This window comes from Pseudomonas sp. 30_B (assembly GCF_017491605.1).
Taxonomy (GTDB): Bacteria; Pseudomonadota; Gammaproteobacteria; order Pseudomonadales; family Pseudomonadaceae; genus Pseudomonas.
Genome location: NZ_JAFGYY010000580.1, coordinates 1 through 226, shown reverse-complemented (window position 1 = coordinate 226; position 226 = coordinate 1). Strand labels below are relative to the sequence as shown.

Sequence of the window (226 nt, the reverse complement as noted above, 5' to 3'; positions counted from 1 at the left end):
CTCCTTGGCGTCGGGCACGCCGACGGCGGAGAGCAGGGTGGGGAACCAGTCCAGCCCCGAGAACATCTCGTTGGACACCTGGCCCGCTTCGATATGTCCCGGCCAGCGGATCATCGCCGGCACCCGGTAGGCGCCTTCCCAGTTGGAGTTCTTCTCGTTGCGGAACGGGGTGGTGGCCGCATCCGGCCAGGACCACTGGTTCGGGCCGTTGTCGGTGGTGTAGACG

General features: G+C 67.3%; 1 protein-coding gene. It reads right to left on the bottom strand.

The window, feature by feature from the left end; all coding sequences use genetic code 11:
* Window positions 1–226 (bottom strand): sulfatase-like hydrolase/transferase (locus tag J5M67_RS29475; RefSeq protein ID WP_207888789.1); only part of this gene is annotated, 226 nt, incomplete at both ends.